This window comes from Corynebacterium ulcerans, from assembly GCF_900187135.1.
Classification (GTDB): Bacteria; Actinomycetota; Actinomycetes; order Mycobacteriales; family Mycobacteriaceae; genus Corynebacterium; species Corynebacterium ulcerans.
The window spans coordinates 2,077,576-2,101,921 of record NZ_LT906443.1 but is presented as its reverse complement, the minus strand read 5'-3'; the positions used below and the strand labels follow the sequence as shown (position 1 = coordinate 2,101,921).

25 protein-coding genes are annotated in these 24,346 nt (G+C 54.0%); 9 read left to right on the top strand and 16 right to left on the bottom strand.

Going from position 1 to position 24,346, the window contains the following annotated elements; all coding sequences use genetic code 11:
• The first annotated feature begins 273 nt into the window (after positions 1-273).
• From CKV68_RS09550 to CKV68_RS09540, 3 genes are all read left to right on the top strand, one after another.
• Entirely contained in the window at positions 274-1,599 is a 1,326-nt protein-coding gene (locus CKV68_RS09550; RefSeq protein ID WP_095076095.1) for a DEAD/DEAH box helicase, read from the top strand.
• The gene (locus CKV68_RS09545) at positions 1,596-2,801 is read left to right on the top strand and encodes an Rv3212 family protein (protein ID WP_095076094.1); all 1,206 of its coding nucleotides are present in this window, start codon (positions 1,596-1,598) and stop codon (positions 2,799-2,801) included. Before CKV68_RS09550 ends, CKV68_RS09545 begins: the two co-directional genes overlap by 4 nt.
• Positions 2,802-2,893: 92 nt before the next feature.
• A complete protein-coding gene (locus CKV68_RS09540) occupies positions 2,894-3,754 on the top strand; it encodes a GDSL-type esterase/lipase family protein (RefSeq protein ID WP_013910970.1) in 861 nt (286 codons plus the stop codon).
• 64 nt (positions 3,755-3,818) lie between these two features.
• On the opposite strand, the gene CKV68_RS09535 is transcribed toward CKV68_RS09540, so the two are convergent.
• Positions 3,819-4,241: a hypothetical protein gene (locus CKV68_RS09535; protein WP_095076093.1), complete on the bottom strand. Its 423-nt coding sequence runs from the start codon at positions 4,239-4,241 to the stop codon at positions 3,819-3,821.
• Positions 4,242-4,859: 618 nt separating this feature from the next.
• On the opposite strand from CKV68_RS09535, the gene CKV68_RS09530 reads away from it, so the two are divergent.
• Both CKV68_RS09530 and CKV68_RS11520 read left to right on the top strand, forming a co-directional pair.
• Positions 4,860-5,120 (top strand): WhiB family transcriptional regulator, encoded by a 261-nt coding sequence (locus CKV68_RS09530; protein ID WP_013241391.1) that lies wholly within the window; start codon positions 4,860-4,862, stop codon positions 5,118-5,120.
• An 80-nt stretch (positions 5,121-5,200) separates the two neighbouring features.
• On the top strand, positions 5,201-5,275 hold the full coding sequence (locus CKV68_RS11520) for a 50S ribosomal protein bL37 (protein WP_014300525.1): 75 nt from the start codon (positions 5,201-5,203) through the stop codon (positions 5,273-5,275).
• A gap of 71 nt (positions 5,276-5,346) precedes the next feature.
• Here CKV68_RS11520 and rsrA read toward each other — a convergent pair whose 3' ends face one another.
• On the bottom strand, positions 5,347-5,628 hold the full coding sequence (gene rsrA, locus CKV68_RS09520; RefSeq protein WP_013910968.1) for a mycothiol system anti-sigma-R factor: 282 nt from the start codon (positions 5,626-5,628) through the stop codon (positions 5,347-5,349).
• Complete coding sequence (locus CKV68_RS09515) at positions 5,628-6,296, bottom strand: sigma-70 family RNA polymerase sigma factor (RefSeq protein WP_095076092.1); 669 nt, start codon at positions 6,294-6,296, stop codon at positions 5,628-5,630. The genes rsrA and CKV68_RS09515 overlap by 1 nt, the downstream gene beginning before the upstream one ends.
• 47 nt (positions 6,297-6,343) lie before the next feature.
• On the opposite strand from CKV68_RS09515, the gene ybaK reads away from it, so the two are divergent.
• On the top strand, positions 6,344-6,847 hold the full coding sequence (gene ybaK / locus CKV68_RS09510) for a Cys-tRNA(Pro) deacylase (RefSeq protein WP_041479118.1): 504 nt from the start codon (positions 6,344-6,346) through the stop codon (positions 6,845-6,847).
• Here the strand turns inward: ybaK and CKV68_RS09505 are convergent.
• Positions 6,806-7,474 carry an SOS response-associated peptidase gene (locus tag CKV68_RS09505; protein WP_095076091.1) on the bottom strand — a complete coding sequence of 223 codons (669 nt, stop codon included), beginning with the start codon at positions 7,472-7,474 and terminating at the stop codon, positions 6,806-6,808. The genes ybaK and CKV68_RS09505 overlap by 42 nt on opposite strands.
• A 20-nt stretch (positions 7,475-7,494) precedes the next feature.
• Between CKV68_RS09505 and aroA the strand changes: the two genes are divergently transcribed.
• Positions 7,495-8,769, top strand: coding sequence for a 3-phosphoshikimate 1-carboxyvinyltransferase (gene aroA / locus CKV68_RS09500; RefSeq protein ID WP_095076090.1), 1,275 nt, complete (start codon positions 7,495-7,497; stop codon positions 8,767-8,769).
• Positions 8,769-9,785: a ribosome small subunit-dependent GTPase A gene (gene rsgA, locus CKV68_RS09495; RefSeq protein ID WP_013910963.1), complete on the top strand. Its 1,017-nt coding sequence runs from the start codon at positions 8,769-8,771 to the stop codon at positions 9,783-9,785. Before aroA ends, rsgA begins: the two co-directional genes overlap by 1 nt.
• A 9-nt stretch (positions 9,786-9,794) precedes the next feature.
• Here rsgA and CKV68_RS09490 read toward each other — a convergent pair whose 3' ends face one another.
• The 4 genes from CKV68_RS09490 to CKV68_RS09475 all read right to left on the bottom strand — a co-directional run bounded on the left by CKV68_RS09490 (position 9,795) and on the right by CKV68_RS09475 (position 13,245).
• Positions 9,795-11,069, bottom strand: coding sequence for a fatty acid desaturase family protein (locus CKV68_RS09490; RefSeq protein WP_095076089.1), 1,275 nt, complete (start codon positions 11,067-11,069; stop codon positions 9,795-9,797).
• Between the two features lie 15 nt (positions 11,070-11,084).
• Complete coding sequence (locus CKV68_RS09485) at positions 11,085-12,143, bottom strand: ferredoxin reductase (protein WP_013910961.1); 1,059 nt, start codon at positions 12,141-12,143, stop codon at positions 11,085-11,087.
• Between the two features lie 185 nt (positions 12,144-12,328).
• On the bottom strand, positions 12,329-12,835 hold the full coding sequence (locus CKV68_RS09480; protein ID WP_095076088.1) for a DUF6912 family protein: 507 nt from the start codon (positions 12,833-12,835) through the stop codon (positions 12,329-12,331).
• Entirely contained in the window at positions 12,835-13,245 is a 411-nt protein-coding gene (locus CKV68_RS09475) for an HAD-IA family hydrolase (RefSeq protein WP_013241381.1), read from the bottom strand. Before CKV68_RS09475 ends, CKV68_RS09480 begins: the two co-directional genes overlap by 1 nt.
• Positions 13,246-13,401: 156 nt before the next feature.
• Between CKV68_RS09475 and CKV68_RS09470 the strand changes: the two genes are divergently transcribed.
• On the top strand, positions 13,402-13,833 hold the full coding sequence (locus CKV68_RS09470; RefSeq protein WP_013910959.1) for a hypothetical protein: 432 nt from the start codon (positions 13,402-13,404) through the stop codon (positions 13,831-13,833).
• A 13-nt stretch (positions 13,834-13,846) separates the two neighbouring features.
• On the opposite strand, the gene secA is transcribed toward CKV68_RS09470, so the two are convergent.
• The 8 genes from secA to ahcY form a co-directional block, all read right to left on the bottom strand.
• Positions 13,847-16,390: a preprotein translocase subunit SecA gene (gene secA, locus CKV68_RS09465; protein ID WP_042891423.1), complete on the bottom strand. Its 2,544-nt coding sequence runs from the start codon at positions 16,388-16,390 to the stop codon at positions 13,847-13,849.
• A 155-nt stretch (positions 16,391-16,545) separates the two neighbouring features.
• Positions 16,546-17,208 carry a ribosome hibernation-promoting factor, HPF/YfiA family gene (hpf, locus tag CKV68_RS09460; protein WP_014525433.1) on the bottom strand — a complete coding sequence of 221 codons (663 nt, stop codon included), beginning with the start codon at positions 17,206-17,208 and terminating at the stop codon, positions 16,546-16,548.
• A gap of 137 nt (positions 17,209-17,345) precedes the next feature.
• Entirely contained in the window at positions 17,346-17,954 is a 609-nt protein-coding gene (locus CKV68_RS09455; protein WP_013910956.1) for a ComF family protein, read from the bottom strand.
• Between the two features lie 19 nt (positions 17,955-17,973).
• Positions 17,974-19,710, bottom strand: a complete 1,737-nt coding sequence (gene lpqB, locus CKV68_RS09450; protein ID WP_095076087.1) for an MtrAB system accessory lipoprotein LpqB — start codon at positions 19,708-19,710, stop codon at positions 17,974-17,976.
• A gap of 1 nt (position 19,711) precedes the next feature.
• Positions 19,712-21,361, bottom strand: a complete 1,650-nt coding sequence (gene mtrB, locus CKV68_RS09445; RefSeq protein WP_197697114.1) for an MtrAB system histidine kinase MtrB — start codon at positions 21,359-21,361, stop codon at positions 19,712-19,714.
• 29 nt (positions 21,362-21,390) lie between these two features.
• Positions 21,391-22,068 carry an MtrAB system response regulator MtrA gene (mtrA, locus tag CKV68_RS09440; protein ID WP_095076086.1) on the bottom strand — a complete coding sequence of 226 codons (678 nt, stop codon included), beginning with the start codon at positions 22,066-22,068 and terminating at the stop codon, positions 21,391-21,393.
• Between the two features lie 136 nt (positions 22,069-22,204).
• Complete coding sequence (locus tag CKV68_RS09435; protein ID WP_095076085.1) at positions 22,205-22,828, bottom strand: dTMP kinase; 624 nt, start codon at positions 22,826-22,828, stop codon at positions 22,205-22,207.
• Positions 22,828-24,267, bottom strand: a complete 1,440-nt coding sequence (ahcY, locus tag CKV68_RS09430; RefSeq protein WP_013910951.1) for an adenosylhomocysteinase — start codon at positions 24,265-24,267, stop codon at positions 22,828-22,830. The genes CKV68_RS09435 and ahcY overlap by 1 nt, the downstream gene beginning before the upstream one ends.
• Between the last annotated feature and the right edge of the window lie 79 nt (positions 24,268-24,346).

Genomic DNA, 24,346 nt, shown 5'->3' with positions numbered 1-24,346 from the left:
TTCTGATGGTCCTACCGTTGTGAGTTTGCCCTTGTACCTGAAGTACATGTCAGCTCATGTCTCTGTGCTTCCGTGCACTAGTACATACCGCAATCTCAACGGCGCCTAAATAGCTCTCCCAGCATACCGTTGTATGTTGCTTCACGTTGAATACAGAGACGATCACTGTGCCCTGCTAGTTTAACGTCTTATAGAACGTTCTTCTCCTCACACTTCACCCAGTATCAGGACCTCCTTGGCCTCTTCCTTCGTATTCCCATTAGTATCGGAGGAGTGTCAGTTTCTACTCATAAACCCACGTTCGCCGAATTAGGTGTCGCTGCTGAGATCGTCGACGCGCTTTCTGAACAGGGAATCACACATACGTTTGCGATTCAGGAGCTTACGCTTCCCATAGCCCTTGATGGTCGAGACATCATCGGTCAAGCACGCACCGGAATGGGCAAAACACTCGGATTCGGTGTCCCGCTTTTGGATAGAGTATTCGACGCTGCGGATGTCGCTGAGCTCGATGGAACCCCGCGTGCACTCGTCGTCGTGCCTACCAGGGAACTGGCGCAGCAGGTAGGCGAAGATTTAGAGCTCGCAGCTCGTCACACGCCGGTAAGAATTACCACCGTATATGGTGGGCGTCCGTATGAGGAACAGATCCACGTTCTAGATAAAGGTGTTGACGTTGTAGTGGGTACCCCCGGCCGGCTGATTGACCTGCATCAGCAAGGCCATTTGATCCTCGATCACGTCGCCATTCTTGTGCTAGATGAAGCTGACGAAATGCTGGACTTAGGGTTTTTCCCCGATATTGAGAAGCTTCTGGGGGCTCTGACTCATCAGCATCAGACGCTCTTATTTTCTGCAACGATGCCAGGGCCAGTACTCACCCTCGCCAGGACCTTTATGTTGCGCCCTATCCATATTCGGGCTGAGGAAGTCAACGCATCCCATACGCACGCGAGTATCGAACAGGTTGTTTTCCAGGCACATAGGATGGACAAGACCGCGATTACTGCGCGTGCACTTCAAGCACACGAACGTGGAAAAACTATTATTTTCACACGCACCAAGCGCACTGCCGCAGAGCTGGCAGAGGACCTTGCTGGCAGAGGCTTCCGTGTCGCAGGTGTACATGGCGACTTGGGCCAGGCAGCACGCGAATTATCGTTGAGTATGTTCCGCGATAGCCGCGTAGACATACTAGTTGCCACCGATGTTGCAGCGCGTGGTCTTGATATTGACGATGTCACTCATGTGATCAACTATCAGACTCCTGACGACCCCATGACGTATGTGCATCGCATTGGCAGGACAGGACGTGCTGGCCATACCGGCACGGCAATTACTCTTGTGGGCTACGACGAGCTCACCAAGTGGAAGATCATCAGCGATGAACTGGGACTAGACAACCCAACCCCGCCGCAATGGTTCTCCACGTCTCCAGAGCTTTTCGACGCCCTCTCGATCCCAGAAACCGCCGGGGAGTCAGTAGGTCAGCCGCTTAAAGTCGCCGGAAGTAACAGAAACGCCGTCAGTAACAGGCGCTCGGGTAGTCAGCGCTCCAACGATGCAGCATCATCCACACGGAGGCGCCGTCGCCGATGACTAAGAGCTTGCGCAGGACGCGGAAGGACCTGATCGCTGCCACGATTATCGCGGGGATCAGTATTACAGGTGTAAGTATTGTCTGGGCCACTGCTCCAATTAACAAGGTCACACATTCCCCTGCTGCCCAATCAATGCGGACCTCAGCAGTTCCGCCAGTTCCGGTGCATTCATTAACGCAGCAATGGGAAACTCCCGCCGATCAATTAACCACCAAACCCATCATCGCGGCAGGCCTGGCCATTTCTTACGACGGACGTAGCATTAACGCCATCAATCCCGCGACGGGCACTCCGGTGTGGTCTTACGCACGTCCTGAACCGTTATGCTCCTTGGGCCAAGCCTGGTCCAGTGTCGTTTTGACTTTTCACACCGGGCGAGGCTGCGGCGATGTTGTCTCCCTCGACGCAGCTTCAGGAACATATAAAGCAACGAGAAGCGCCAGCGCTAGCGATGCTGTGGTGCCACTTTCCTCCAATGACAACGTGGGTACTGTGTCTTCTGAGCGAGTGGAACTTTGGCGCTCTGACCTCGTGCGTACTGTGGAATACGGTGACGTCCCCATCAAACAAGAGGCGAACCAACAACCGCATGAAGATTGTGAAATTTCCTCAGCACTTTCCCGAAAATCGCTTTTAGGTGTAACCGAAAAATGCGAAAAGTCCTGGTGGCTGCGATTTCAGAAAACAGTTCCAGAAGACTCTCGTGTCCCAGAGATCACTCACGATATTCATATTTCTGGCGACAACGCACGCATCATTGCTATCGGACAAGAGTCCGCAGCTGTTTTTGTATCCACTCCGAAACCCCGCATCGATTCCTTTAGCAACAGCGGAGAACGCACTGCGTCTATCGAAGTACCCGCGGTAAATGACGCCGCATGGGAGCATGGCCCTGCCGTGGCAGATCTGCCACACCACATCACCTGGTTCGATGGTGAACGCCTTTATCTATTCAATCCATCATCCCTGCATGTTGAGCGTGTCATCGATAATGTTCTTGGCACAGGAGTTGCTATTAATAACAAGCTTTACGTACCCGTGCTAGATGGAATCGCAGTAATTAACTGGGATACCGGAGAAACCGAATCCGTCTTTGCTGTTGATAGAAATCGCTACACCGGCTTAGTTTCTCTCGGCCTTGCGGGTGACCATGTAATAGAAAAACGAGGCGATCACCTTGTTGGATTAGCGTTGAGCTAAGAGCCGCTTCATAGAAACGTCTCTCTCACTAGAAACCCAAAAACCTCATTTAACCTAAAAGAATACTGATAGAAATCCTGTATACTGGTGAAATGAGACACAGACTGTTCAAAGCCGGAGCCGCGATTCTTTCACTCATCGCAACAATTCCCGCAGCTATAACCCCAGCTTATGCACATACGCCAGTCCATAATGCAGTTATTTTTGGGGATTCTGTTGTGGCCAATCCAGACCTTATTCGCTATGGCGCGACATGGTTAAACATCCCTACCCCACCGCCCGCTACCGAACGGGGAGAATGCCCAACGTCTCCACACAGCTTTGGAATTGTGGCCGCCGAGCTCCTTAAACTCCGAGCAGATAATTACTCTTGCCCAGGCGCCGTAGCACTGGGGAATAAATCGCTTTTTTCCGCTAGCCGACGTTCAGTGTCTCTCCAGATAGACCAGGCAGAAAGCCAACGAACGCTCAACAAAAACACCAAGCGAGTATTCATCTCACTTGGCTTTAATGATACTTATTCACAACTCGCGCGCGGTCGCACTGATGAGCAAATCCGCCATGAGTTTGCTGCAAAGATCAGTCAGGACGCTGCACGAATCCGCAAGCTAGCACCACATGCCCGCATTCAGCTCATCGGCTACCCGCAAATTACCGATAACAATTCCGTATGTTTAGTCCACGTTGGAAATAATCTCCACGACCGCACCTTTGCGCCCGGCATTGCACATCTTGAGCAGCTTGCCCAGGACATGGGACGAGACGCAGCAGCAGCTTCCGGAGTCGAGTTTGTAGACCTCAAGGGGGCAACCAGGCACAACCACATGTGTGCTCCAGATAATCAACGTATGTGGTCAGGCATTATCGACGGCACCGCAGGCCATACAAACCTCCCTTTCCATCTCAATGACCGCGGACACAAGTACGTAGCAAGTATTTTGGCAAAGCAGTAACAAGTCTCACATAAGCGTGATGCCGGCAAGTTTCTCCTTGCCGGCATCACGCTTATCTTTATTTTTAATAGTTACGTGCAGCCCAATCCACAGCGCGCGGACTAAAGAGCATGGCTAAAGCCACAATCGCAGTTAATCCTGTTACCGCAGAGAAAAGAAGTGCACCACCGTTGAACATGTAATACGCAATGGGCAACAGCAGGATTTGGAGCATAATTACAGGGCCCCGACCCCATCGTTTACCTCGGTTCATCATAAGAGCTCCAGCTAAAACAGCTCCAAAGACGATAAGAAAGAACACCGCGGTCCCGTACCCGACCCATGTATTGGCATTATCAGATTCATAGACAATCGACGCATCACGGTGACCAGTTGCTTCCCTCACAATGAGAAGAATCGCATAGGCGATGCCAATAAGCGACTGAATAGCGGCAACCCGGCCAGCATAGAGCACTGGTCGTGGGGGGAAATGAGTGTTCATGTTCACGGCGATTGAGTGTAGCTCAACGCCGTGTCCAAATCATCAGTTTCTCCCACAATCTCGAGGGCGCCATCGGATATACAGCTTTCATCAATTCACTCTTTTAGCAAATAAAGACTTTGCTAAATTAACAAAGCGCCCCTACAGTGAAGAAAATTTCCCATGCAAAGCATTGCATTTAGCCCTCACCCAGCTTTCGCCAACCCTCCTCTAATACCTGTCAACCACCCCAATTTGACGCGAAGCCTCCCCACACACTCCCGCACAAACTATAAAAACACCAGGTGAGAAGAGTGGCAACCGTCTGCAAAGTTGCAAAACCTCAAGAGTGAGACACATCCACAACCAATATTAAAGTGTGATCCTACACATATTTTGCCCTTACCCCTAGCCAAGCGTGAGCGGACATGTCATTATTTGCAGGTACCTCAGGCGAGCAAACAATGCATTCGCCAATACTTCGGGCTACCGCGAAGGAACCACACGTCCCCACTGATACTCGAGCAGCCACACCCCCTATGGCTTGCATAAAAGACGTGTCCCTATTTTTACCGCCAGTTTTATGGTGGGTTTTCTTTGCGCGCCCCCGTTGTTCTTACACTTGTAGCACGTTAGGAGATCACCATGGATTGGCGCCACGAAGCCATTTGTCGCGACGAAGACCCCGAGCTCTTCTTCCCCGTGGGCAATTCCGGCCCAGCGCTAGCTCAGGTAGCAGCAGCTAAGGTTGTGTGCAACCGTTGTCCTGTCACCTCACAATGCCTCGCATGGGCACTAGAAACCGGTCAAGACGCTGGTGTCTGGGGCGGCATGAGTGAAGATGAGCGTCGCGCTCTCAAGCGCCGTAAAAACCGCGGACGCGGACGCGCTCGTATCTCTCTCTAATCTATCGATTTCCTGAGACCTACGGCCACCTACTAAAGTGGTCTTCTGTTATTCACAATTAGCTAGCGAAGGAGCACCACATGAGCAAGCGTGGACGTAAGCGCAAGGATCGCCGTAAGAACAAAGCAAACCACGGTAAACGACCCAACTCTTAAAGTCACGGTCTATTACTAGTCAAGGGCGCTCACCTTAAGGTGAGCGCCCTTTGCTTGTGGTCGAAACACAACTAAAGCTCGCGTTGAGTAATGATCGTAGTCCGCTCAACCTGAATGGAATAGGAAATTTTCTCTCGCAAACTCGCGGGCGCTGGCCCACAACAGCACTTCTTTAACAGTCGCCTTAGGCTTTCTTCCGCCGCAATCATTTCGGCACATCCTGGGCATTGGGCAATATGGGCATTAAGCCGTGCGCATTCGACCTCAGTAAGTTCCCGATCTAAAAGCGCATACATGTGCACATGCAGATCCTCACAGTTACAGCCGCAATCATGCGAGTCTTTTTCCGACATTATGCCTTCGCCTTTCCAACTTTATGATTCTCCGCTGCTGTATCCATGGTTCCAGAGCTGTGAGAAGCAGCCGAGTCTTCATTCACAGACGCAGTTTCGCTCACGCCAATTCCGTGGTCACGTGCCACGTCTTTCAACGCTTCTCTGAGTTGTTTTCTTCCCCGATGCAATCGGCTCATCACTGTGCCGAGGGGAGTCTCCATAATGTCAGCGATCTCCTTATAGGCGAGTCCTTCCACATCCGCGTAATAGACCACCATCCGGTAGTCTTCGCTTAATTCATTCATCGCTTGCGCAATACGCTGGTTAGGAAGGTTTTTCAGTGCCTCCACTTCAGCGGATTCCAACCCCGTGGAATCGTGTGAAGCAGTAGCTAGGAGCTGATAGTCAGTCACATCTTCCGCGGAGGATTGCACCGGCTGGCGTTTCTTTTTGCGGTAGGAGTTGATATAGGTGTTCGTCATGATTCGATAGAGCCATGCCTTGAGGTTGGTTCCCTCTTTAAAAGAAGCAAACGCTTGAAAGGCCTTGATATAGGTCTCTTGCACCAAGTCTTCGGCATCTGCGGGATTCCGTGTCATCCGCAGCGCACCACCATAGAGCTGATCGAGGAGCGGAAGGGCCTCAGCTTCAAAGCGCTTCTCTAGCTCAGTTGTTTTCGTTGCCACTGATCTCCTTAGAATTGGACACTATCAAGTCTAGTAGGAGGTACCCCGTGAGTAAGAAGAAGCATTCGGCAGCAACACCCGCGCTGGCAGTGCTGGCTTCATCCGGCGTGGACTATAAGGTCTCCAGTTTTGAAGGCGGGACCGATCATTTTGGGGATCATGCAGCAGCGGCTCTGGGGGTGGAACCTGAACGCATCTTTAAAACACTGGTTGTTGATCTCACCGCGGGGAAAGGTCCCAAGCGTCAGTTAGCGGTGGCGTGTGTTCCTGTTACCTCCCAATTAAGTCTAAAAAAGGTTGCTGCGGCTCTTGGTGCGTCCAAAGCAACGATGGCAGATCCTCATGAGGCCTCAAAATCGTCCGGATATATCCCCGGCGGTATCTCCCCCATAGGACAAAAAACAGCGCTGCCTACCGTTATCGATGAAACCGCAATCCTCTTTGACACGATCTTTGTGTCTGCAGGACGACGCGGCATGGACGTAGAGCTCAGCGCAGAGTCGCTCGCGTCACTCGTCGATGGGCAACTTGTCGACGTTCAAGCCAATTAGTTCCGGATAATCGTTTCTTATGTTCCCCACTGCCTTATCCGCAGGGCTGAGAGAAAAAGCTCCGGCATCACCAGGAGACAACAAACGAGCCGCTTGGCCCGGACTGCCCTGTAGCCACACCATGAGTTCATCCGCAGCCAAGAAGCGCGGCATTCGATGATGCACGCGGTCTAACGGCGGGAGTGAGTCCGTAGTAAGCATCGTGGCCGATAGTTGTTGGGCTCCGGTGTCCCAGAGTCCGGCTGCCCATACGACTGATCCGGTAGTGATCCAATAGGGCTGTTTGTTATGCCACTCGTAATAGCCATCCAGGGGTATAAGGCAGCGTCGAGAAGCAAAAGCAGCACGAAAGCTCGGTTTCTCTGCCACTGTTTCTGCGCGAGCGTTAAAAAGCGGAGTCCCAGAATCATCCTGTTTCCAGCTCGGAAGTAACCCCCAGCGCGCAGGCTCTATTACGGCCTCCCCCGGCGCGTCTCCAGTTCTTAGGATCGCGATCTTTTGGGTCGGAGCGATGTTGTATCTGGGTGCCGGCAAACCCATGGGAGCGTGCACCACGCTAAAGCCAGGCACCTGCAAAAGCTGTTCATCGGTGGTACACAATACGAATCGACCGCACATATACCTCATTATGGCCTTATGATGGTGGAATGTGTGTTTTGTGGGATGCTCCGACTGTTACGGGCCCGGTATCGGCAGTGGTAACAGTCCCAGGTTCTAAGTCGATGACCAACCGTGCCCTCGTGTTGGCAGCCCTCGCAGACTCACCTTCACAGATAAAAGGCGCATTACGCAGCCGGGATACTGATTTAATGACCCAGGCACTGACAGCTTTGGGCACAGATGTGCGTGTCGACGCCCCCTCATCGTTTAGTGTCACCCCAGTTCCCCTTCACGGCGGTGCTGTCGACTGCGGCCTCGCGGGAACCGTCATGCGCTTTGTTCCGCCCTTAGCCGCACTTGCTCAAGGCACCGTGGAATTCGATGGTGACCCCCAAGCGCGTACGCGCCCCATGAACCAAATACTAGATGCACTGCGTGGAATCGGTGTGGATGTCCGAGGAGACTCGCTCCCCTTTACTGTCTCTTCCACGGGGGCACCGCGTGGGGGTGTCGTCGACATCGACGCCTCTAGTTCTTCGCAGTTCGTCTCTGGGCTCCTCCTCGCCGCACCTTGTTATCGCGATGGCCTCACCGTCCGGCACATAGGCGACGCACTTCCCAGCACCCCGCACATTGAGATGACCGTGGACATGCTAAGAAGCGCAGGCGTGCAGGTCGACGACTCCGTGGGCAATCAGTGGACGGTTCATCCAGGACGTATCTCTGGTCGTACCTGGCATATCGAGCCAGATCTCTCCAACGCCACCCCCTTCCTCGCCGCAGCAGCAGTCACGGGCGGCACTGTCACCGTTCCTGGGTGGCCTCAGCAAACCACCCAGGCAGGGGACGCAATCCGCTCCATCCTGAGCCACATGGGCTGCGAGGTGTCCTTCACCACCCATGGGGGCATACCAGCCCTTCAGGTCATAGGTCCCTCCGGTGCGCTTCACGGGGTCTGCCTCGATATGGCAGATATCGGCGAACTCACCCCCACGGTCGCAGCGCTTGCCGCTTTAGCTGCAACGCCTTCTGAGCTCAGAGGTATCGCACACCTTCGAGGCCATGAAACTGACCGACTCAAAGCGCTATCAGATGAGATCAACCGTATCGGCGGACATTGCGAAGAGCTTGCCGACGGCCTCCGCATCACTCCTCGCCCTCTCCATGGTGGAACCTGGCACTCGTATGCGGACCATCGCATGGCCACTGCAGGAGCAATCATCGGGCTCGTGGTGCCAGACATACAAGTAGAAAACATCGCAACAACGGCAAAGACACTGCCCGATTTTGACACTATGTGGTCTGAGATGGTGAGTAGCTAATGGCGCGAAAGTCATCAAGGCATCGCTGGGATGAATCCGATGTACGAGTCAGGCCGGGTAAAGGGTCTCGCCCTAGGACTAAGGACCGGCCGAGCCATGACGATGCCCTTTTTGGCATGGTCGTGACTAAAGACCGAGGAAGATGGGGCGTGGTGCTGGACTCCGCGGATCCCACAGCAGAGCCCATTGTGTGTATGCGAGCCCGCGAAATGGGGCGCACTGCTGTGGAGGTGGGTGACCGTGTAGGAGTTGTCGGCGATACCTCTGGCCGTGCTGGTTCACTCGCGCGGATTGTTAAGCTGGAAGAACGCACCAGCGTTCTGAGGCGCACGGCAGACGACACTGACCCTTATGAGAGAATCGTCGTCGCTAATGCACACCGCTTGCTCATAGTGTGTGCTGTCGCCGATCCCCCACCGCGCGCGGGGTTTGTTGAGCGAGCGCTCGTCGCTGCTTTTGTGGGCAACCTTCAACCGATTCTCTGTTTGACCAAGTCTGATCTTGCAGACCCCACCGAGTTCGCGGAAGAATTCAGCTCTTTGAATGTCCCGGTGGTCGTCTGCGGTATCGACGACCCGATCGCGCCAGTTCACGAGCTTGTTACCCAATCCGTCACCGCAACCATCGGGCACTCCGGTGTGGGCAAATCAACGCTAGTTAATCGACTCGTCCCCGATGCTTTCCGCGAAACGGGCAGCGTATCAGGAGTAGGGAAAGGTCGCCACACATCAACTCAGGCAGTAGCTTTGCGACTTCCCGACGGCGGCTGGATCGTAGACACCCCCGGTATCCGATCCTTCGGCCTCGCGCATGTCGACGCAGACGCAGTCGTCGGGGTTTTTGAAGATCTGTCCGCAGCCGCTGAGAGCTGCCCGCGCGGATGCACTCATGCAGGCCCTCCTGCAGACCCCGAATGTGCGCTCGATCAGTTTGACGCAGATTCTCCCACGGGTCGGCGAGTAATCGCGGTGCGCAAGCTCTTAGCTTCGCTGCGCACCAACACCGAATGGGATTAGTGGTTTCTTCTATTTTCGTGTGGGCCTGCCGGAGTACGCCCGTATGACATCGCGGACACCAGGACGAATCCGTTTGAGCAGCTGCAGACCAGTTTTCAGCCCCACACGCTTGCCGGAGCTGTCCACTCCTAGTTGCCCCTCGATACGAGGATTGTCCGTAAATGCTCTGTTTGACCTCACTTCTGGGGCGTTGTCGGGGCTGGCCACCAAATATTTATTGGGGAGGGCAAGCTTGAGCAAAGTCTTTTGCACTTTGAACAATTGCACGGGGAAAGAGTCGATATTGTAAGGAAGATCGTATTCTTCACAGATCGCACGAACTTTCTTCCCCACCTCCGCTAGCCGGTTTGATGGCATATCAGGAAAGAGATGGTGCTCGATCTGATAATTCAGATTGCCTGACATGAGAGTCAAGAGCTTTCCGCCGCGGAAGTTGGCCGACCCTAGCATTTGGCGTAAATACCACTGATTGCGGTCTTCGTTTTTGAATTGTTCCTTGGTAAATGTTTCAGTCTCATCCGGAAAATGTCCGCAGAAAATCACAGCATACGCCCACACTGATCTGGTGAAGTTGGCTAGCGCATTGGCGGCTACGGCGCGTGGATAATTCCGACCTGCTAGTGCTGGGTATAAGAGATAGTCTCGTGATACTTGCCGGGCAGCTTTAGAGGTGGTCTCCCAGAACTTTCCTTTGGTTTCATCCCAGTCGGTCCGCTTGGAAAAGAACTTTCCAAGTTCAACATCGTAGTATCCCACGGCCCATTGGAACAGCGTGGCAAGCACAGGGTTGATCACCGGCTGGAAGGCATGCAGTGGTGTCCACTGTCGGTCACGCGTAACACGAAGAACGCCGTAGCCCACGTCATGGTCCATTCCTAACACGTTGGTGTAGGTGTGATGAACGTAATTGTGCGAGTGCATCCACTGCGAAGAAGGACACACAATGTCCCATTCCCATGTCGTCGAGTGGATCTCTGGATCATTCATCCAGTCCCACTGTCCATGCAAGACGTTGTGCCCTATCTCTAGGTTTTCCAGAATCTTTGCGGTGCTAAGAAAAGCGGTTCCGGCCCACCAACACTTCTTATTGCCGGCAAACATAAGGCTTATGCGGCCGGCAACTTCCAGCGCTCGCTGTACCCTAATAAGCCTTCTAATATAAGCGACGTCTCGTTCCCCTAAAGATTCAGTGACCTCTAGTTTGATTGCGTCGAGACGCTTTCCGATGTCCGCTATATCGTCGTCGCTGAGATGCGAGTACGCCTGAATGTTATCAATTGCCATTGTGCAAAAACTCCTTTATACGCCTATGGTGAGATCGCCAGCCGCCACACATACGCATGTTCGTACGCGACTTCCTGGCTCATGGGTTTCCCCTGTAACTAAGTTGTGAGCATGCCCCTCGAGCAACGGCCTGACGCAGGTATGGCACACCCCCATGCGGCATCCGAACGGAAGGTTAACCCCCGATTTTTCGCCAGCTTCCAAAAGGGTTGTCGCGCCATCTGCGTGAGTATTTCCACGATCCCCAAATGTGATCACCCCTCCCTGCGCGTCACTGGCGCGGTCGATAGTAAACCTCTCTGAGGTGATGGTGACGCCGTGTTCTTCTGCCCACGCGTGGGCGTCGTCAAGCATGCGCGAAGGACCGCAAGCAAAGATCGCGCGTGCCGTGATATCGGGTATAACGTGCTCATAATCCTGCGGAGTAAGCCGCCCCTCGCGAGCTGTAATACGGCGGATGACCTGAAGTTGTGGATTTTCTTGTTCTAGTCGCGTGAGCTCCTGATCAAAGAGCAGATGATCGGTGTCGTGGACGCAATACACCAAAACTGTATGACACCGCTCTAACTGTTTGCGCTCAGCCATCGTGCGCACCATAGAGATAATCGGGGTGATTCCAGTCCCGGCGGCCAAGAAAGCAATCTTGCTGGGAACCGGTTCACTCAGATGAAAATCCCCAGCTGGAGCAAGCATCCGGATTGTCGTACCCGGACGCACGGAACCCACCAAATGGGTGGAAAGCTTTCCTTTTTCCACTGCGCGAACAGTGATTTTCAACATGCGCGCTTGTGGGTCGGGAGCGTTGGTCAAAGAGTAGCTTCGCCATACAAAGCGACCATCAATTTCTACTCCAATCCCAATGTATTGGCCTGCGTGGAAATCTGTTTCCACTCCCCATCCCGGAATAATTGAGAGGTGAACAACGTCACGATCACGACGCACCTCCTGTATTTGCCCACGTAGTTCGCGGGTGCTCCATAACGGGTTAACCAGGACGGAGTAGTCATCGGGTAAAAGCGGTGTGGTGAATCTTTTGAGCACTCCCCGAAGAGATGCTAGGCGGTCACGTGCCATGGATAAACCTCAAATTGTTTCCCTAGTAAAAGTTACTTTGCAGTAGCTTACGTATCCGTAGGTTTGTTGTCCACTATTCCAGGGAAAAATAAAAAACCGTTGCGCACAGCCCTTTCAAGGACCAACGCAACGGTTGAAAACTAAAACCCGCTATATTCTCCGATATAACACGGTTTTCTCAGAGGCTAGAGCAGCTCAATCAGAGCGCCCAACTCACTGGGGTCATACCACGCAAGGAAATTATCCAGCGCGTCCCCAACGATCAATTCAGCATCCTCTACGCCCAAATCAGCCTCATCAATGACCTCAATGGCCTTAGCGGTGGCGTCCTCAGACGATTGAACGTCAACGTGGATTGCAGCTACCGAATCCAAAGACACGGCGGACGGAGACAGCTTGACCACGGACTCCCCCATCTCCGGTTCCAAGGAGACATTCTCATCCGCAATATCTGCAGAAATCACGACCCTACGGTGCGGGAATTTCTCCTCGTCCCCGACCGCGAGCAACCTGATCGAAGCCAAGGCAGCATCCTCGAACGCCGAATGTGCTATCTCGTCCTCATCGCCCGACGTATAAAATTCCCGAAGCGCAGGAGTCACCGCAAATCCGTACCCCGATCGCGCAGAGATTTCCCCTTGTTCGCTCAATTCTTTGAGGATGGAGAAAGTCGCAGGAACATAGACGCGCATCAGAAGTCACCGCTTAGGCCAAACAACCCCGAAAGCTCAACGACGGTGCGATCAAATTGCTGGTAAAAGACTCCCACAAGGCCGCACTCTACGGCTGCGCGGACGTTCAGAATCGAATCATCAACCATCACACAGTCACGCATAGGCAAACCAATTGCATCAGCAGCAGCCTGGAACGCAGCCTCTTCAGGTTTCTCTGCGCCGATCTCACCGCTGAGAATGACGGCATCGACGATTCCTTGTGTCTGAAGAACACGAATAGGGTCTGCACCAGGGCCGCCCGGATCATTCGACAGCACCGCAGTGCCGATCCCATTCGCCCGCGCAGCGGATAAGAGATTGCGCCAGCGTCGCTGGTCTTCTACCGGCCCATCAAGGACACCTACATAATCGACGATTAAGCCGCGCACAGCTTGCCTACACCTCACGTAATTATTTCTGGAAAAAAGAATTGACCTTGGCTATTGTTTCACATTAGTCAAAGAGAACGCACGCCCACGTGTCTTTTTTGGCTGCAAAACACACAGAGCCTGCCTTGGAATCGTGTTCTCTTAAGGAAAGCCTACATGCTTGTCCCGATTCCTGGACTCAGCTACCTCAAAACCTTCACAGTGGATTCATCCCAACATCCCCGCGAGTTTTCCTACGCACCAACGGATCGTAAACGCCCGCAGCTGCCCGATTACGTGCACAAAGAATCCAAGTCCCTGATCTTTATGGCGTTGAACGCTGCCTTTGGCATCCGTTCCATCACCCCGCTGTGTCACGAACAATTCGACGATCAAGTACACCGTCTCATCACCGCTCGCCGCCGCTCAATGCCAGCCGTACGCGGGCGCATCGTCTTGGAAGCGCTTCATCTGCGCCCACGCGGGCAGCTTATCGACGCCCTCGGCTCCGCCAACATAGACAACCAACACATCGGCTACCTCGCCCAGTTTGTGCCTCTCGACGCAACAACCCGCAGGCTGCGAATGCGAAGCCTGCGGGTTATCTAGAGCGTAGCGCTGTTTAAGCCTCTACGGTCTCATCTACGGCTGGCGCCTGGAACTGCTTGCGCAGCAAGAAGAGCTGGCGCACGGTTTCCTCTTTGATTCCATCCTTCATGGCGTTGAACATATCGCCACCTTCTTTTTGATACTCCACCAAAGGATCGCGCTGCGCCATAGCGCGCAAGCCGATGCCCTCTTTGAGGTAGTCCATCTCATAAAGGTGCTCGCGCCACTTCTGGTCGATAACGGGGAGAATCACCATGCGTTCGATGTTGCGCATCTGGGACTCTCCACCGATGGCAGAAACGTTTTCTTCCAGCTCGGCGTACTGCTTGTGTGCATCCTCAAGGACGGCAGCGCGCAAGTCCGCCTCGGACAGTTCGCCCGCTGCGCCGTACTCGGTGCCGTCGATAAGCTCCTGTGCCTGCATGGAAGGACCATAAAGGGACTCAAGTGCGTTCCAGAGCGCGTCAAGGTCCCAGTCTTCGACGTAGCCTTGTGCGGTTGCGCCGTCGACATAAGCACCAATAGTGTCATCGATCATTCTTTGGATGTTGTCAGCAATGTCTGCGGACTCAAGAATCTCACGACGCTCGCTGTAGATAACCTTGCGCTGCTCGTTCATCACCTCGTCGTACTTCAAGACGTTCTTACGCATCTCAAAGTTCTGGTTCTCCACGGAAGCCTGAGCACCCTTGATGGAGTTGGTGACCATCTTTGCCTCAATGGGCACATCGTCTGGAACGTTGAGACGATTCATCATGTTTTCCATGGACTGCCCGACAAAGCGAACCATCAGTTCATCGCGCATCGACAGGTAGAAACGGGTGGTCCCTGGGTCGCCCTGACGGCCAGCACGTCCGCGCAACTGGTTGTCAATACGACGAGACTCGTGGCGCTCAGTGCCTAGGACATACAGACCGCCAGCGTCGCGTACTTCTTCAGCCAGCTTCTCACCGCGGTTTTTCACCTTGGCCAGCTCTTCATCCCATGCGGCCTCGTACTCCTCCGGTGTCTCCACAGGATCGAGTCCACGCTCACGCAGATTGATGTCCGCGATGATGTCTGGGTTACCACCCAGCACGATGTCCGTTCCGCGGCCGGCCATGTTGGTAGCAACCGTGACAGCGCCTGGCAATCCGGCTTGCGCCACGATCTGAGCTTCCTGCTCATGGAACTTAGCGTTGAGCACGCTGTGTCGCACACCACGGCGCTGCAGCAGCTTGGAGAGGTACTCCGAGCGCTCCACAGACGTGGTACCCACGAGCACTGGCTGGCCCTTGGCAACGCGCTCTGCGATGTCATCCACAACGGCAGCAAACTTAGCTTCCTGAGTCTTATAGACCAGGTCTGTCATGTCTTCACGCTGATTATCCCGGTTAGTCGGAATCGGGATGACGTCCAGCTTGTAAATCTGGTGCAGCTCAGAGGCTTCCGTCTCCGCGGTACCCGTCATTCCCGCGAGCTTCTCATACAGGCGGAAGTAATTCTGCAGGGTGATCGTAGCCAGAGTCTGGTTCTCGTTTTTGATCTCCACGTTCTCTTTGGCCTCAATGGCTTGGTGCATGCCCTCGTTATAGCGGCGACCATCCAAGACACGACCGGTGAAGTCGTCCACGATGAGGACCTCGCCGTTGCGAACAATATAGTCCTTGTCGCGGGTAAATAGCTCTTGTGCCTTAATGGCGTTGTTGAGGTAGCTCACCAGCTGCGAGTGCTCAGGAGCGTAAAGGTTGTCGATTCCCAATTGGTCCTCGACATACGCCACGCCTTCTTCCTTAATGCCCACGGTGCGCTTACGCTCATCCACCTCAAAGTGAATGTCACGAGTCAGGCGCGGAGTGATCTGAGCAAAGACGCTGTACCACTGCGAAGAGCCATCGACTGGGCCGGAAATAATGAGGGGGGTACGAGCCTCATCGATGAGGATGGAGTCGACCTCGTCCACAATCGCATAATGATGCCCACGCTGTACCAACTCGTCGAGCGAACGCACCATGTTGTCACGAAGGTAATCGAAGCCCAACTCGTTATTCGTACCGTACGTAATGTCTGCGTTATAAGCCTCACGACGCTCAGTAGGCTGCATATTGGCCAGGATGACGCCGACCTCAAGGCCTAGCCACCGGTGCACGCGACCCATCCACTCAGCGTCACGCTTGGCCAAGTAATCGTTCACGGTAACAACGTGAACGCCTTTGCCCTCCAAGGCGTTGAGGTACGCGGGGAGCACACAGGTAAGAGTCTTGCCCTCACCAGTACGCATCTCGGCGACGTTGCCAAAGTGCAGTGCTGCACCGCCCATAATCTGAACTAAATAGTGCTTCTGCCCCAGAACACGCCACGACGCCTCGCGCGCAACAGCGAATGCCTCTAGCAGGAGGTCGTCGACAGTTTCACCTGCCGCGATTCGGTCCTGGAACTCTTTAGTCTTTGCCTTGAGCTCGTCGTCGGAAAGCTCAGAAAACTGAGACTCGAGATCGATAACATCTTCAGCGATTTTCTTCAGCCGCTTAACAGCGCGCCCCTCGCCAACGCGGAGCATCTTGGAAAGTCCAAACACGTGCACTAAGTCCTTAGAAATGTTTTAAATATGTGGTTTATAGCTGTAACTTCGCCATTGTAATCACAGGCGAAACAAATTAAAGAACCCGGATCACCTTTGTTAGAGGAAATCCGGGTTCTGCATTATCTCGTTTCCACAGGGAAAGCTAAGGTTTAGCTCTCTTTTGCCAAGGAGATAAGGCCGTAGTCAAATGCGTGACGACGATAGACAACCGATGGGCGACCCGTCTCCTCATTAACAAACATGTAGAAGTCATGGCCCACAAGCTCCATCTCAGAAAGAGCATCGTCGACGCTCATCGGGGTGGATGGGTGTTCCTTGTGACGAACAACTCGACCCGGCAACACTTCTTCTACTGAATCTGCATACGGATCATGATCGTATTGGGAGTCAGCGCGAGCCGTCTCCGCTTCCTGCACCAGTTCAGCAGCAGTCTCTCCGGCTCCCTTAGGCGCACGGTGCCCCGACAGGGAAATGGAGCGACGAGCCTTCACCTTACGCAGAGAACGTTCCATACGAGCCAGTGCTGTCTCCAGCGCGGCATAGAAGCTATCTTCCTTAGCCTCAGCCCGAGCAATATGTCCCTTGCCGGTAGCTGTGATCTGAATACGGTCAGACTGCTCAGAGCGACGTGGGTTAGGCTCGTGCTGCAGCTCGACGTGGAAGAAGGTGAGTGTTGGATCAAGACGAGCTATCTTGGCGAGTTTGGCATTAACACGTTCCGCGAAGTGCTCCGGAACTTCAACATTGCGGCCAGTGATCGAAACCTGGACGTCAGGGCTCAGAGTCTCGTTGTTTCCAGCAGGCGTGGTCATAATCACGTACCTTCCTGTATCAGCCGCCCGGTTTTTGATGAGTGGGATTACTCAGCTTTCCCTTATATCGGCGGGTTTCAACTTCCAAGAACCAGAGTACATCTGGTCATAACCATTTTGCCACCGGTTTTGTCCTACTACACATTCGATAGCCCCAAGGCTCCCCTAATTTTTACGTTTCCGCTGGTTAAAACAGCCACCGACTCTGCAAGGGTAGCTCCCGTTGTGATCACATCGTCAACAATAAGCACCGCAGACGAGGGGATCCTGGTCAGAAAAATGTTTCCAGAAAGATTTCTCCTACGCTGAGAAACATCTAATCCCACAGAATCAGCCACGGACGGACGGTGCCATAAGACGCGTTCAGTACGTAGACCGCTGGCCCGACAGATAAGCTCAACCGGATCACCGCCACGTTGTTGTGCAGAACGCATACGAGTCGGCGCAGGAAGCAACACGATGTCTTCCTCCACCTCCCCTAAAGCCTTAAGATGCTCGACTGCTGCGGCGACCACCGGACCAAGGTAACGCACTGCGTCTGTGCGCCCTCGTTCCTTGAGATTGATGATCGTTCGGCGTCGTACTCCGCCGAACTCACCCAGAGACCACACAGGTACGTGTGGGTCAGTCAGCGTAGTAACCCGTTGCGGAGCACGCGACCATTCGCCTGTGCACTTTCCGCACATCCGTATTCCGGGTTTTCCGCACCCCACACATGCCTGTGGAAAAAGAAATTCCCACATCATATCCCCCCCCTAGCGCTTTTTAACGCGGCACCACGATAACGGAACGCCCGCCTTCTAGTCCTTGGACCTCGCGCCAATACACCGTAGCGGAATCAGAGTTAGGGAGTTCTAGGGCCACGCGGGCATCAGTGATGTATCGAGTAGAAGAATTCGAGGCGACCGAGACCACAGGCGCAACAATATTTCCAGCAGAAAGTTTGGTCGCGATAGAACCATCCTGTGCGATGACCCACACTGGAGCCTCAGAACTCGACGTCCCCACGATCAAAGAGCCATTGCTCTCCCAATCAAGAGACACTGCCGTGTCTTGGATCGCTGGCATGACCTCATGGATATTGGTGATCTTGCGCTCTCCGGCGTTGGGGCGCGACACGATGCCGATATATACACGGCCTCCGATAATCATCGCAGCACGCACGCCACTGCGCGAGAGTTGCAGCATGGATATACCGCTTGCGGATTCCTCAAGCCCATCCATGGATACTTCCGTTTCCACGATGTCCCCGCCAGAGGAAGAACGCGCAAGACGAATAATCTTGCGTCCATCTTGCACCGTCCACAAGGATGACGCTCCTGGTTCGAATGTCGGTTTAGTCATCGTCTTGGCCGACAAAACTTCGGAATAATTTCCTCCCACGGTTCCCAGCAGCAAACTAGATTTTTTCGTGTCGCCACTCCCCACGGCGCGAACTGCTGCAGTGACCTTATCTTTGCTTGAGATCGCCACCGACTCAATATCATGCACCGTCCCATAAGAACCAGCCACTGGTGCTGCTTGGCCTCCTACGACACTACGCAAGCTGCCATTAGTCAACGCGTAGGTCTCCGTGGACACGGATGCTCCTGCTTGTGGGTTATATTCCGCGAAGTCATCCACGGTGAGTTCTTCACTATCTCGGCGTTCAGATTTAAGCGGAACCCCATCAAAGGCAAATTTGAATGGCCCTGCAGACCCCGAAAGCGCAAGCGTCCACACAAATTGCGCAGAGAGTCTCCGTATCTCATCTTGCCCCAAGCCGGACATACCAGTGAATTGATAAAAGCCATTACTCAATCCCGCAAAAGATGCACCGGAAGGCACCTCATTGACTACGCCAGGGGTGAGATTGCGCGAAGGCCCTCCGATCATCAAGGTAAGCAGCGCGCTCTCCACGCTGTTGCGCGATGCACTCGAATCCTTGAACACCCAACGTCGATCCGATACCAACGTCGATCCGCTGGTATCAAAGAAATACAGCTGCTTTGGGTCATAGTGGTTCCACAACTCATTGCGCTGCACCACAATCTGGTCGGGCAGCTCAGCTATCCGCCACTCAGAATTAACCCTTTCCAAAGTGATAGTGGTGCTGTAACTCTCGTTTTTAGAAACATACGATCCCCCTTCTTCAAGCGAACCCACAATGTTGCCCCGCACGTCAAATACTCGGCGTGACGCTGAACTGCTCGCAGAGGAATTAATATCGATCCCGTCCAGCACCAATACGCTTGTACTGGGAGACCACCGCTCAGAAGCAGCACCGGTGAGATATCCTCGTGCATGTTTATAACGCTGGGAGGGGTTCGTGCTCGCCTCGTAGAAATCGCGCAGCAGCAAGTCAGGTTCTTGCCCTGCAACTGGTGCCTGCTGCTCAGTAGAAGTGCTCACGTCAAAACCTCGGAGGGCCTGAGGATCCGAGCTACTGGGCAGAGTTGTACAAGCGCTCACCAGAGCACCGACGAACCCGACCGATAGCCCTAAGCGAACCACTCTAGCCATACTATTTCCCCAGCCTTTCCTCGGTGTCTTCGCCTTGCTGCACATCCTGGCGCAGAGGTTCTTCCGCTATCTCTTCTCTTGCGGGTGTTTCAACGTCACCGGGTGTTTCCGATTCTTCGGGTGTTAAAGAGCCCGGAGCTGCAAGTTCGATGGGGGCAGTCGTGATATCGGAACGTGGGGTGAGCGGCAGAGTAAGCAAAAACATGGTGCCCTGCCCCGGCACGCCTGCTGCTGTTAACGTACCGCCGTGCAAGACCGCATCTTCACGGGAAATCGCCAATCCCAGCCCCGTACCGCCAGAATGACGGACTCGGGATGGATCGGCACGCCAGAACCGATTAAACACCAGCTCTTCTTGACCAGGCTTAAGCCCCACACCATGGTCTACAACAGCCACGGCTACGGCGTCTTCGGTAACGGCGCAGTGAACGTCGACAGGCTTTCCATCCGCATGGTCAACGGCATTAGCCAGAAGATTACGCAATACTCTTTCTATTCTGCGTGAATCTCCCACCAGGTTTACTGGCTCGGCGGGGATGTCGAAACGCACCTCGATGCCCAGCTCTTGCGCAAGATGTTCGACCTGCTGCCACGCCGCGTTAATGCACGCGCGAATATCAAGGTTGCTTTCTGCGAGGTCTGCAACGCCTGCGTCGTGACGCGAAATCTCTAGGAGGTCCGCCAATAGCGCCTCAAAGCGATCGAGCTCTCGCACCATGAGCTCAGAGGCGCGCTTCGCACCAGGTGAGAGGTCGTCGGAACCGTCTGCAATCATGTCTGCGGCCATGCGAACCGTGGTAAGCGGGGTTCTTAGCTCGTGGGAGACATCGGAGGTGAACTGGCGTTGTAGATTTCCGTACTCTTCCAGCTGCGCGATTTGTTTGGACAGCGACTCGGCCATGGAGTTAAAGCTCATCGCCAGACGCGCCATCTCGTCTTCCCCGTCAACTACCATGCGCTCGCGTAAGTGGCCTGAGCTAAAACGCTCCGCAATACGGCTGGCAGAACGCACCGGTGTGATCACCTGCTGAGTAAGCAGCCAGGTGATGCCCACGAGCAGCACCACCAAGACAATGGCCGCACCAGAGAACAAACCGCGCAAGAGCGCCAGGGTTGCCTCGTCAGATTCCATGGACAGCACTAAATAGACTTGAGTGTTAGGAATATCGGAATTTGTGGGGGTCCCGATGATGAGGGCCTTGTAGGTTGTGCCGTTCGCGCGGTCAATGGTGGCAAATTGATAGGAAACCTGCCGTTGATCCACAAAGCTCCGAAGCCGCTCTGGGATGCGGTAGCCCTCTGGGGAAGCGATGACAGTCCCATCAGGATTGTTGACCAGGATGACTGGTTCATAGACCGCCTGATCCTCTGCTGACGCCACCTTATTGGCCAGCGCAGCACGGGCAGAGTTGAGACGAACCTGCACGCTACTGGAGGAACCGGTGGCCTTGATTTGTTGCTCCACGGACACGCGTGCACGGTCGATCTCCGAGTTTGCGATGTCCAACTTGGTGTTGATTAACCGCTGGGTGACAAAACTGACCAACACAAAGGCCAAGATCATCATGACTACCAGCGATGCCGCCAAGATAGATCCGAGAACCTTGAATTGGAGCGAGGTGCGCCATAGCTCAACAAAGCGATGCCGCAACCGTTTCAGGCCATACGCAGAAATAGAACTTACTCCTGCCCAGTCTTATATCCGACGCCTCGGACGGTGAGCACAATCTGAGGATTTTCCGGATCCTTCTCAATTTTTGCGCGCAAACGCTGCACGTGGACGTTGACCAAGCGAGTATCCGACGCGTTCCGGTATCCCCACACTTTTTGCAGTAATTCTTCACGGGTAAACACTTGACCGGGCTTACTGGCCAGCTCAAGAAGCAAATCAAACTCCAGCGGTGTGAGCTGGATAATTTCTCGACCGCGACTTACCACGTGGCCTGGGACGTCGATGGCAAGATCACTGATCTCGATAACATCCGTGGGTGCATCATCGGTACGACGCAGCCGTGCCCGCAAGCGAGCAATAAGCTCCTTGGGTTTAAAAGGCTTAGTGATGTAATCATCCGCGCCAGTTTCCAGCCCCAACACCACATCAACCGTGTCCGTTTTGGCTGTGAGCATCACTATGGGCACCGTCGAGTTCTGGCGGATCAAACGGCAAATATCGATGCCGTTCATGCCCGGAAGCATGAGGTCCAGAAGAACGAGATCGGGTTCTTCCCGATTAAAGGTGTCTACTGCTAGCGCACCATCGGTGACAGCCACGGTATTAAAACCTTCAGCTTCCAGCACGATCGTAAGCATCTCAGAGATCGCTGGATCGTCATCAACGACGAGAATCTTCTGGGGCATCTGCCTGAAGTCCTTCCTCAAACAAGCGCGGAATACCCACCGCCGTCGCCCCTATGTGCGAGCTTTGCTCACACAGGAGCGCCAGAAGAAGGTCACATCCCGCCTAGCGGGTTTCCATAATGATTTTAAAACTAACTCATTTCATCGTACCCAGGGTTTGGATAATCCTGAGCGCGACATCATCGACAGAGTCTCCCGACTGCGCCACAATCCAAGGGGAAAATCGCTCTTCCTCCGCCAATCTGGCGTACGCATCTGAGGTACGAATCTGCAGGCTGTCGTTAGTTTCATAGCAGTCCCGAGAACGATCCTCGTCCTGTTCCTCCCGCTGTGCAGCGCGCTGGGCCGCTACTTCAGGCGAGGTGTTCAGAAGCACTTGTATATCGGGGGTAGGAAGCCCAAACTCCCCAAACTCAAGGTCAGAAACCCATGTCACCAGGTTCCAGTCCTGCGCACGGGCGGCCGAATACGCAGCATTGGAGGCCACATACCTATCGAGCAAGATAATGTCTTTGCTCCCCTTATACGCCTGAAGCTCCTCCGCTATCTCCCTGCGATCCAGCGCAAAGAGCAGTGCCATAGCATAGATGGAGTCGCTAACATCGCCCATTTCCTGGTACAGGGCCTTTTGCGCGAGCTGAGCGTGAACGGAGTCTTGGTAGCGTGGAAAACCTAAAACTCGTGCATCAAGCTTTTCGACGAGGGCGCGGACCAGCGTATTCTTGCCCGCGCCGTCGATTCCTTCAATAGCAATAATCATTAGTAACGGTAGTGCTCCGGCTTATAAGGTCCCGCGACATCCACGCCTATGTATTCCGCTTGTTCTTTGGTCAACTCAGTGATACGTCCGCCCAAAGCCTCAACATGGATTCGGGCTACCTTCTCGTCCAAGATCTTGGGCAGGCGGTAGACCTCATTGCGGTAGCGGCCATCGTTGCGGAAAAGCTCTATTTGAGCAATAGTCTGGTCTGCAAAGGACGTGGACATCACAAAGCTGGGGTGCCCAGTGGCGTTGCCTAGATTCAAGAGGCGTCCTTCTGACAGCACGATGATTGCGTTGCCATTGGGCAGCGTGAACTCATCAACCTGCGGCTTAATTGTCACGCGCGAGACGTCGTTGCGGTGCAATAGCGAGGCCATGTCTATCTCATTATCAAAGTGGCCGATGTTGCCAAGAACCGCATGATCCTTCATCTTCAGCATGTGATCGAAGGAAATGATGCCCATATTCCCTGTCGCAGTGATCACGATGTCTGCTTCAGAGATGGCTTGATCCACTGTGACCACAGAGAATCCGTCCATCAGCGCCTGAAGAGCATTAATCGGATCAGCTTCTGTGACTTTTACGCGAGCGCCCTGACCAGCCATTGCCTCTGCGCAGCCTTTGCCCACGTCGCCATAGCCACAAATCAAGACATTCTTGCCGCCCATCAGCATGTCGGTGGCGCGATTGATGCCGTCGATAAGCGAATGGCGCGTGCCGTACTTGTTATCAAACTTGGACTTGGTCACGGCGTCGTTAACGTTCATTGCAGGGAAGGGCAGCACGCCTTCTTCTGCAAAGTGATACAACCTATGCACACCTGTCGTGGTTTCCTCGGTGACGCCTTTCACAGATGATGCGATAGCCGTCCACATGCCAGGATCTGATTCCAGCGTTGCCCGCAGCATTTCCAGGAACGCCTGATACTCGTCGGAGTCACCTTCCTCGCTCGGCGGCACAACGCCGGCCTGCTCATACTGGCGGCCGCGGATGACCGCCATGGTTGCGTCTCCCCCATCATCCAGGATCATATTGGGAAGCTGTTCACCCGGCCATGCAAAAATTTTGTGCACGCAATCCCAGTATTCTTGGAGTGTCTCGCCCTTCCAGGCGAAAACCGGAACACCCTGTGGGTTATCTACAGTTCCCTCGGGCCCAACCACAACTGCAGCTGCTGCCTCATCTTGTGTGGAAAAAATGTTGCACGATGCCCAGCGTACTTCCGCCCCCAGTGCCACGAGCGTCTCGATCAGCACAGCCGTCTGAACCGTCATGTGGATTGAACCGGTAATCCGTGCACCGGCGAGCGGCTGCTCTTCGCGGTATTCTTCCCGCAGCTGCATCAAACCGGGCATCTCGTGCTCTGCGAGACGGATTTGGTGGCGGCCTGCTTCCGCGAGGCTTAAATCTTTCACCTTGAAATCAAAAGAGGTCATTTAAGTATTCCTTCTCACAAGTGCCGCGCGCCTAATACATCGAAGCTCTATCAACGTATCCGACGACATTCCCAGTGGT